Genomic DNA, 8,821 nt, shown 5'->3' with positions numbered 1-8,821 from the left:
TAAGCCGGGTTCTGTCGTGGACAGTCATTCATCTAGGGCCTGCGTCACCACAGGCCTCAAGCAACCTACCCGAATCCAGCGCGGGCCACGCCATTGGATTCCTATTTGGTCTTGCTCCAGGTGGGGTTTACCATCGCCGTGGACTGTTGCCAGCCACGCGGTGCGCTCTTACCGCACCATTTCACCCTTACCGGCGCCCATAGGCGCTTAGGCGGTATACTTTCTGTTGCACTTTCCGTCGGCTCGCGCCGCCCAGGCGTTACCTGGCACCTTGCCCTGCGGAGCCCGGACTTTCCTCCCCCAGCAAACTGGCGGCGACTGTCTGGCGAGCTCAGGGCAGACAATACGCCGCCGACTCCGGCGACGCAAGCCCCGTCGCGGCAATATTCACCTCAGCGGTCGGACCGAAACGCCAACGCTTTCTGGTAAAGCTCGTTGCGGGGCAAGCCGGTTAGCTCCGAGACAATCTTGGCCACCCGCTTCACGGGCAGATCCGCCACAAGCAGCTCCAACATCCGGTCCACATCCAGGCCCACCGCATCCGCAGCCTGCGACTCGCGGCCCCGCACCATGACCACGAACTCCCCGCGGGAAGCATTGGGATCACCCGATATCGCCTCGACCAGTTCAGCCGCGGTACCGGAATAGAAGGTCTCGAAGGTCTTGGTCAACTCTCGGGCGACCACCACCTCCCGGCCTTCCCCCAGGATGCCAGCGACATCTTGCAGCATCTCCCGAATTCGGTGGGGCGACTCGTAAAACACCAGGGTGGCGGTCTCCCTGGCCAGGTCTTTCAGAAATCCCCGCCGCGCTCCGCCCTTGGCTGGCGCAAACCCGGCAAACAGGAAGCGATCGGTGGGCAGCCCCGCGGCACTCAGAGCGGCCACCAGGGCACAGGCCCCGGGGATCGGAACCACCCGCAACCCGAGCGCACGCGCCTGCCGGACCAGCACATAACCGGGGTCCGATATCAACGGCGTGCCGGCATCGGAGATCAGCGCAGCGGATTCGCCGGCCGCGATCCGCCCCAGCAGCCCCCGGGCACGGTCACGCTCATTGTGATCGTGCAACGCCACCATCGGCTTCTGAATGCCCAGATGCTGCAATAACCGGCCGCTGTGCCGCGTGTCCTCAGCGGCAATGAAATCCACACTGGCGAGGACCTGAACCGCCCGCCCGGTCAGATCCTCCAGATTACCAATGGGCGTGGCCACTATGTAGAGAACCCCCGCCGTCGAATCACCTCCCCTTGAATCCAAGCCCACGCATTACCTCTTATTTCCCGATACGAATGACACCAACGTCATGTGAAATGGCTCTGGAGCTGATAAACTTGCCGATTCAGGACCACCCAAGCATGATGACGCCAATGCAAGGGTGCCACAAGCCTAACCCTCTGGAGCTGTGCGAGCCAGACATGAAGACTAGTTCACTGAAAATGCCGTTGCTGGCCGTGCTGGCCGCGACTCTGCTAGCCTCCGGCTGCAGCTCGGTCAACTTGAACACCCATACACCGACCTCAGCGGCAGAGGCGGTTTCCCTGGCTGCCAGCGAGAGCGATCGGCAAACCGCCCAGTCCTATCTACTCAGAACCGCGGAATCCTTCCAGCTTGCAGGCGATCACGAAGGCGCGCGCCGCATCCTGACCAGCGAGCCACTGGCATCCCCGATTCCCGAGCTGCGTAACCTGCACTCGCTGTTGTCCATGACCAGCGCCGTTGCCCTGCAGGATCGCCCCTGGGCCGAGGCCCTTGCCGAGGGTATGAGCCGCGATCAGTTTCTTGGCTATGACCCGCAACTGAGCAACGAGGCGACCAACCTGCAGGCGTCCGTCTTCCTCTTGGCCGGCCGCCCCCTGGACTCAGCACTGACCCTGATGTCGCTGGCCGACCAGGGGCTGACGGACAATCTGCAGCCGATACACGATCGAATCTGGCAAACCCTGAAACAAACGCCGGATGACTCCCTCGCTGCAGCGTCCCAGCGCGCCATCGGTTACGGCGCGCAAGGCTGGCTGGAACTCGCCGCCATCATGCGCCAGCCAGGAATCAGCCTGGACGATCAGGGCCGCAGCATCCGGGAGTGGCAATACAACTGGACCGGTCACCCCGCCGCCAACACCCTGCCCAGTGAACTCCAGCTCATCACCACCCTGGTGCAGCAACGGCCGGAAAAAATCGCACTGACACTGCCCCTGAGCGGCGACCTGGCCAATGCCGGCGCCGCCATTCGTGACGGCTTCCTGGCAGCCTTTTACAGTGACGACAGCGCCCGGGACTTCGAGGTTGAGATCACCGTCGTCGACACCCACGGCAAGTCCTTCGAGGAGCTTTACCAGGACATGGCTGCTAGCTACGATCTGGTGGTGGGACCGCTGCGAAAGCCACTGGTGGCCGAGCTGACCCAGCGGGAAACCCTGCCGACACCGGTACTGGCGCTGAACTACCTGCCAGACAACCAGTCTGCGCCCCAGGCCATGTATCAGTTCGGCCTGGCCGCCGAGGATGAAGCCAGACAGATTGCCAACCGCCTCCACCAGGAACAACGGCCTCAGGCGCTGGTGCTGATTCCGACCGGCGACTGGGGCGATCGTTTTGAGCAAGCCCTGCGCACCGGCATGACCGCAAACCAGGGAACGGCGCTGAACACCATCCGCTACCTGCCCTCGGAAAACTTCCGGGCGGTGACCGCCGACCTGCTCGGCATTACCGAGTCCCGCCAGCGGGCGATTGACGTCGAACGCACCATTGGCCTGAACGTTGAGTTCGAGCCTCGCCGCAGGCAGGACGCCGACGCCATAGTCATGGTGGCCACCCCCACCATCGCCCGCCAGTTCAAGCCGCTGTTCGCATTTTACTTCGCGGGAGACCTGCCGGTATATTCGCCCTCATTGGTGTATGAAGGTTATCCGGATGCTTCCCGGGATCGCGACCTGAATCAGGTCCGATTTACCGACACCCCCTGGGTACTGGCGGAGGACAACCCTTTCCGCGACCGAGCCGTTGCCGCTTTCGATAACATTGGTGGCCAGTTGGGCCGGCTGTTCGCGATGGGCACCGACGCCTACAAGCTCAGCACCCGATTACCGCTGCTGGAGAACGTCGAGGGCTCGATGATCGAGGGCCAGACCGGGCAGCTGAGCATGGCGGAGAACGGCAGCGTTCACCGGACTCAACTGTGGGCCCAATTCGTCAATGGCACTCCCAGGCTGCTCCCGGAGCCAGCCGGCGGCGAGGAAACGCCCACACCGACGCGAACCACCAGCGAGCAAGCCCCCGCGGAATAGATCAGGCAACCCGCCAAGGAAGGCATGAGTACCAGAAAAGCTACCGGCCAGGAGGCCGAAGCGGTTGCTGCCCGCTACCTGCAGCGGCGCGGGATCAGGATTTGCGACCGCAATGTGTTCAGCCGCGGCGGCGAGATTGATCTGGTCGGCATGGATGGCGACACGGTCGTGTTCTTCGAGGTGCGCTACCGCGGTCACGGCAGCTTAGCCGGCGCGGCGGAATCAGTCAGCTACCGCAAACAACAACGGGTGTTGCGGGCGGCCTCATACTACCTCCACCGCCATGGCCTATGGAATGCCCCGGCGCGGGTTGACGTCGTTGCAGTCGCACCCGGTGGTCTGCGACGCTACAAAATTCAGTGGATTAAAAACGCGATTCAGAGTTCAGCATGAGCGACGCACTTAACCTGATTAACCAGTGGTTCGCCACTCACATGGAACACACGGCCATGGCCGCCAGCCACACCGGCGAAGCCATTGCGGGCTCGGCGGATGCGGTGGTCGAGGCGCTCCTGGCCGATGGCAAGATCATCACCTGCGCCAACGGCAATGCCAACGTCCTTGCACAATATTTCTGCACCGCCCTGCTGAACCGCTTTGACCAGGACCGGCCTGCACTGCCGGCCATCAACCTCGGCGTCGACGCCAACACATTTTCGGCCATCTGCCGCGACAACCGCTTCAATGACACCTTCTCGCGCCAGGTACGAGCCATCGGCAAGCCCCATGATCTGCTCATGGTGTTTGTCGATGACGGCCACAAGGCCAACCTGATACAGGCGATTCAGGCGGCCCACGATCGGGACATGCGGGTAGTGGTGTTCAGCGCCAAGGAGAAAACGGACATTACCTCGCTGCTGCACCCGGAAGATCATGAGATTGCCCTGAATAACCTGGCGCCGACCGAGGCCGGCCCTCTCATGATGGTTATGCTCAATGCCCTGTGCGCGTTGATCGATAGCAAACTGTTCGGTGGCTGATCACACCCGTCTCCGGTTGGCCGACGTCGCAGAAGCCTCCCTTCCTCCAGAAAACAAAAAAGCCAGCACGCGGCTGGCTTTGTTATTGGCTTCAGGCCAACTACTTCACAACTTTCAATGTTGGCCGCCCATTGGGACGCTCGGACGCCTGGCCGCCGCCATCGTCCCCCGAGCCATCCGGATCCGGTGAACCCGGCTCGCTGCCAAACACCATCCCCTCACCGTTCTCCTTGGCGTAGATGGCCATCACCGCCTGCAGGGGAATGAACACCTGCATCGGAACGCCGCCAAAACGGGCACTGAACTCCAGAGCCGAATTGCCAATCACCAACCCCTTCACAGCGCCAGGACTGATGTTGAGCACAATCTGGCCATTGGCCACATGCTCCGACGGTACCTGGACGCCCTGGATGCTCGCATCCACGACGATATAGGGGGTGCAGTCGTTGTCCAGAATCCACTCGTTGAATGCCCGGACCAGGTAAGGCCGACTGGACATCATTTGAATCGTGCTCTCAGTCACTCGTCTCTCCCGGCTCTCAGGACTCTTCGCCAGCGCATCAGCTGCGGATGTCTTCTTCCAGATCAGACAGACTGGCCTTGAAACTCTCCCGGCTGAAGATCTTGTCCATGTACTTCTGGATCGGCTTGGCCTGCTTATCAGACAGGTCAATGCCCAGCGCGGGCAACCGCCAAAGTATCGGCGCAATGCAGCAATCCACAATGGTGAATTCTTCGGACAGGAAGAAAGGCATCTCGCCGAACAGCGGCGCGGTGGCCAACAGGCTTTCACGCAGCTCCTTCCGCGCGGCGTCGGCAGCCTTGCCGGTGGGCTGCGCCAGAATCTGATCCACCAGACTACACCAGTCCTTCTGAATCCGGTGAATCATCAGGCGGCTGTTGGCACGAGCTACCGGATATACGGGCAGCAACGGCGGATGGGGGAAGCGCTCGTCGAGATACTCCATCATGATGTTGGGCTCGTAAAGAACCAGATCACGGTCGACCAGGGTCGGCAGCGCATTATAGGGATTCAGGTCCGCCAACTCCTCGGGCGGATTATCCGGGTCGACATCCACGATATCCACTGTCACCCCCTTCTCAGCCAGCACGATACGCACCCGATGGCTGTAGTGGCTGGAGGGGTCAGAGAAAAACGTCATTGATGACCGCTTGGTCACAACGCCCATAGAGCTACCTCACCTTTAAACAAACCTTGTGGTTCCGCAAACGCAAAAATCCAGCGAACCAGAACGGGCTCGCTGGAAATTAGCGCAGGAATTATACCTGAAATCTTAGTGTACGTCCTTCCAGTACTCGCGATTCAGCAAGTAGGCGAACACGAAGAAGATCGCGATGAAGATCAGCACGTAGATACCCAGACGCTCCCGCTCAACCTTGACCGGATCTCCCATGTAGGACAGGAAGTTGGTCAGGTCATAGGCGGCCCGGTCATACTCGGCCGGGGTCATGCTGCCTTCGATGGCCCACTGGGTGCATACCTCACCACCGCGCACGTTCCCACTGAGGGGATCGACACTGGCCGACTCACCAATGGTGGGCTTAACCGCACACAGTCCCTGCAGGTCCACCAGCACGTGGGGCATACCAACGTTCTCGAAGACAGCATTGTTGACGCCCAGGGGACGGCTGTCGTCTGCATAGAACGCACGCAGGTAGGAGTAGATCCAGCTCTCACCGCGAAGACGGGACTCCAGGGTCAGATCAGGGGGCGCATTACCGAACCAACCGGACGCCAGGTCCTTGTCCATGGAGATCTTCATCAGTTCACCAATCTTGGCACCGGTGAAGATGAGGTTCTCCTCATACAACTCCACAGGCACACCGATGTCCTCCGCGACCCGCTTGTAGCGGGCATATTCCAGGGAGTGACACCCCATGCAGTAGTTGGTGAACAGGGCCGCACCACGCTGCAGCGACGCCTCGTTGGTGTGGTCCGGCTCCATGTGATCCAGGGGGACGGAGCCACCGGCTGCCAGCCCGAGAGCCGGCAGGACTGTCATGAAAAGACCAATAAGCAGTTTTCTCATTATCCTGACACCCTCTCTGGTACTGGCTTGGTTTTTTCCATCCGCGTGTAGAACGGCATGAGAATGAAGAACAGGAAGTACAGGGTTGTCAGCAACTGAGCAACGGCGGTACGGCCCGGGGTCGCAGGCACAATACCGAGATAACCGAGCACCACAAAGCTGACCACGAAAATCGCCAGGGCAATTTTGCTCAGCCAGCCCTTGTACCGGATGGACCGAACCGGACTGCGATCCAGCCAGGGCAATACGAACAGGATCGCGATGGCCGCACCCATGACGACAACGCCCCAGAACTTCGCCGACAGGCCGAACAGGTCGACGGTGACCGCCCGCAACATCGCGTAGAACGGTGTGAAGTACCACACCGGCGCAATGTGTTCCGGCGTCTTCAGGCTGTTGGCCGGCTCAAAGTTGGGCTTCTCGAGGAACAGACCGCCCATTTCCGGGAAGTAGAACACGACGATACAGAAGATGAACAGGAACACCCCCACACCCAGCAGGTCGTGAATGGTGTAGTACGGATGGAACGGAATACCGTCTTTCGGAATGCCATTCTCGTCCTTGACCTTCTTGATATCGATACCTTCGGGGTTGTTGGAACCCACTTCGTGCAGCGCCAGAATGTGCAGCACCACCAGCCCCAGCAGCACAATCGGCAGAGCCACCACGTGAAGGGCAAAGAAGCGGTTCAGGGTGATGCCGGAAATCAGGTAATCCCCCCGAATCCACAGGGACAGCTCATCACCGATCACCGGAATGGCACCAAACAGGTTCACAATCACCTGGGCACCCCAGTAGGACATCTGACCCCAAGGCAGCAGGTAGCCCATGAAGGCTTCCGCCATCAGCACCAGGTAGATCAGCATGCCGAAGATCCAGATCAGCTCTCGCGGCTTCTGGTAAGAGCCATACATAATGCCGCGGAACATGTGCAGGTAAACGACGACGAAGAACGCCGAGGCACCGGTGGAATGCAGGTAACGCAGCAGCCAGCCCCACTCCACATCACGCATGATGTACTCCACGGAGGCAAACGCACCTTCCGCCGAGGGGTTGTAGCTCATGGTCAGCCAGATACCGGTCAGCAGCTGGTTGACCAGCACCAGCATGGCCAGCGACCCGAAGAAATACCAAACGTTGAAATTCTTTGGCGCGTAGTACTTGCTCATGTGCTTCTCGTAGGCTTCTACGATGGGCAAACGAGCGTCAATCCACTGAATGAGTTTTTGCATCACGCGGTCTCCGGATCAAGACCGACGGTAACCGTCGAGTCGTCATCGTAACGATAGGGCGGAACTTCAAGGTTCAGCGGAGCCGGCTGATTCTTGAACACTCGACCAGACAGATCGTACCTGGAACCGTGACAGGGGCAGAACATGCCACCCAGCCACTCCGCCCCCAGGTCTTCCGGCGCCACTTCCGGACGGTACGACGGAACACAGCCCAGGTGCGTACAGATACCCACCAGCACCACCAGCTCCGGCTTGAGGGAACGGGTATCGCCGCCAATGTATTCCGGCTGCTGGGAGGCCTCCGCGGACTCCGGATCCTTTACCCGCTCGTTCATTTTCTTGAGGTTATCAATCATCTCCTGGGTACGACGGATCAGCCATACCGGCTTGCCCCGCCATTCCACGGTAATTTGCTGCCCAGGCTCCAACTTGCTGACATTGACGGTGACCGGTGCACCGGCCGCCTCCGCCTTGGCGCTGGGGTTCCAGGATGCCACAAAAGGCACAGCCGCACCGACGGCGCCGACACCACCCACCACCGACGTTGCACCGATCAGAAATCGGCGCCGGCCTTGGCTCACGTCGCCATTACTCATTATGGTTTTCTCCCATCAGGCGAGGCGCGCCACGTCTTCCGACAGACACGCTTCGAAAAGGACTTCAAGACCCAAAATTATAAGCGCACAAATGGTAATGAAATTGCCCCAGCCTTACAAGTCGGAAAGGCTGCGCAGCCAAGGGATGACGCGCCCGGACAGCGACCCACAAACGCAAAAACCCCGGCACCGGGCCGGGGTTTTTGACAGATCTGCAATCCAGCGAAATTAACGCTTGGAGTATTGCGGACGCTTACGCGCCTTGCGCAGACCCACTTTCTTACGCTCCACCTCACGAGCATCACGGGTTACATAACCCGCCTTGCGCAGGGCCGGACGCAGGGTCTCGTCATAGTCCATCAGGGCACGGGTCAGCCCGTGACGAATGGCACCCGCCTGACCGCTGATACCACCACCCTTTACGGTAATGGCGATATCGAAACGATCCGTGGACTCGGCCACCACCAGCGGCTGACGCACGATCATCCGCAGGGTTTCACGACCGAAGAATTCTTCAATGGAGCGACCATTGATGGAGATGTTACCGCTTCCCGGCTTGATGAAAACCCGAGCCGTGGATGTCTTGCGGCGACCAGTACCGTAATTTTGTGCTACAGACATATCCGCCTTCCGTTAAATGTCGAGTTCTTTGGGCTGCTGGGCTGCGTGAGGATGC

The 8,821-nt window shown here is 60.1% G+C and carries 10 protein-coding genes and 1 other RNA gene; 3 read left to right on the top strand and 8 right to left on the bottom strand.

What is annotated here, in order from left to right; translation table 11 throughout:
* Window positions 1–334, bottom strand: an RNA gene (gene rnpB / locus R3175_RS17575) — RNase P RNA component class A; the annotation flags it as partial.
* A 58-nt stretch (window positions 335–392) separates the two neighbouring features.
* Complete coding sequence (gene rsmI / locus R3175_RS17570; protein ID WP_318945647.1) at window positions 393–1,214, bottom strand: 16S rRNA (cytidine(1402)-2'-O)-methyltransferase; 822 nt, start codon at window positions 1,212–1,214, stop codon at window positions 393–395.
* Between the two features lie 203 nt (window positions 1,215–1,417).
* Here rsmI and R3175_RS17565 point away from each other — a divergent pair, with 203 nt between their 5' ends.
* The 3 genes from R3175_RS17565 to R3175_RS17555 are packed head-to-tail and all read left to right on the top strand — an operon-like array spanning window position 1,418 to window position 4,266.
* Window positions 1,418–3,286 (top strand): penicillin-binding protein activator, encoded by a 1,869-nt coding sequence (locus R3175_RS17565; RefSeq protein ID WP_318945646.1) that lies wholly within the window; start codon window positions 1,418–1,420, stop codon window positions 3,284–3,286.
* 24 nt (window positions 3,287–3,310) lie between these two features.
* Window positions 3,311–3,679 (top strand): YraN family protein, encoded by a 369-nt coding sequence (locus R3175_RS17560; RefSeq protein WP_318945645.1) that lies wholly within the window; start codon window positions 3,311–3,313, stop codon window positions 3,677–3,679.
* On the top strand, window positions 3,676–4,266 hold the full coding sequence (locus R3175_RS17555) for an SIS domain-containing protein (RefSeq protein WP_318945643.1): 591 nt from the start codon (window positions 3,676–3,678) through the stop codon (window positions 4,264–4,266). Before R3175_RS17560 ends, R3175_RS17555 begins: the two co-directional genes overlap by 4 nt.
* A 100-nt stretch (window positions 4,267–4,366) precedes the next feature.
* Here the strand turns inward: R3175_RS17555 and R3175_RS17550 are convergent, their stop codons facing one another.
* From R3175_RS17550 to rpsI, 6 genes are all read right to left on the bottom strand, one after another.
* Entirely contained in the window at window positions 4,367–4,768 is a 402-nt protein-coding gene (locus tag R3175_RS17550; protein WP_318945648.1) for a ClpXP protease specificity-enhancing factor, read from the bottom strand.
* 58 nt (window positions 4,769–4,826) lie between these two features.
* A complete protein-coding gene (gene sspA, locus R3175_RS17545; protein ID WP_318945642.1) occupies window positions 4,827–5,456 on the bottom strand; it encodes a stringent starvation protein SspA in 630 nt (209 codons plus the stop codon).
* Between the two features lie 105 nt (window positions 5,457–5,561).
* Window positions 5,562–6,317, bottom strand: coding sequence for a cytochrome c1 (locus R3175_RS17540; protein WP_318945640.1), 756 nt, complete (start codon window positions 6,315–6,317; stop codon window positions 5,562–5,564).
* Window positions 6,317–7,549, bottom strand: a complete 1,233-nt coding sequence (locus tag R3175_RS17535) for a cytochrome bc complex cytochrome b subunit (protein ID WP_318945639.1) — start codon at window positions 7,547–7,549, stop codon at window positions 6,317–6,319. Before R3175_RS17535 ends, R3175_RS17540 begins: the two co-directional genes overlap by 1 nt.
* Window positions 7,549–8,145, bottom strand: coding sequence for a ubiquinol-cytochrome c reductase iron-sulfur subunit (gene petA / locus R3175_RS17530; protein WP_318945638.1), 597 nt, complete (start codon window positions 8,143–8,145; stop codon window positions 7,549–7,551). The genes R3175_RS17535 and petA overlap by 1 nt, the downstream gene beginning before the upstream one ends.
* A 228-nt stretch (window positions 8,146–8,373) precedes the next feature.
* Window positions 8,374–8,766, bottom strand: coding sequence for a 30S ribosomal protein S9 (rpsI, locus tag R3175_RS17525; protein ID WP_318945637.1), 393 nt, complete (start codon window positions 8,764–8,766; stop codon window positions 8,374–8,376).
* Between the last annotated feature and the right edge of the window lie 55 nt (window positions 8,767–8,821).

Source organism: Marinobacter sp. (genome assembly GCF_033722735.1).
Taxonomy (GTDB): domain Bacteria; phylum Pseudomonadota; class Gammaproteobacteria; order Pseudomonadales; family Oleiphilaceae; genus Marinobacter.
The sequence above is the reverse complement of the archived record's forward strand: the minus strand, read 5'-3'. Positions and strand labels throughout refer to the sequence as shown.

Excerpts from the sequence above, each read along its gene's own strand:
- R3175_RS17565 (WP_318945646.1), top strand. The coding sequence starts at position 1,418 with ATGAAGACTAGTTCACTGAAAATGCCGTTGCTGGCCGTGCTGGCCGCG.
- R3175_RS17560 (WP_318945645.1), top strand. The coding sequence starts at position 3,311 with ATGAGTACCAGAAAAGCTACCGGCCAGGAGGCCGAAGCGGTTGCTGCC.
- R3175_RS17555 (WP_318945643.1), top strand. The coding sequence starts at position 3,676 with ATGAGCGACGCACTTAACCTGATTAACCAGTGGTTCGCCACTCACATG.
- R3175_RS17550 (WP_318945648.1), bottom strand. The coding sequence starts at position 4,768 with ATGATGTCCAGTCGGCCTTACCTGGTCCGGGCATTCAACGAGTGGATT.
- sspA (WP_318945642.1), bottom strand. The coding sequence starts at position 5,456 with ATGGGCGTTGTGACCAAGCGGTCATCAATGACGTTTTTCTCTGACCCC.
- R3175_RS17540 (WP_318945640.1), bottom strand. The coding sequence starts at position 6,317 with ATGAGAAAACTGCTTATTGGTCTTTTCATGACAGTCCTGCCGGCTCTC.
- R3175_RS17535 (WP_318945639.1), bottom strand. The coding sequence starts at position 7,549 with ATGCAAAAACTCATTCAGTGGATTGACGCTCGTTTGCCCATCGTAGAA.
- petA (WP_318945638.1), bottom strand. The coding sequence starts at position 8,145 with ATGAGTAATGGCGACGTGAGCCAAGGCCGGCGCCGATTTCTGATCGGT.
- rpsI (WP_318945637.1), bottom strand. The coding sequence starts at position 8,766 with ATGTCTGTAGCACAAAATTACGGTACTGGTCGCCGCAAGACATCCACG.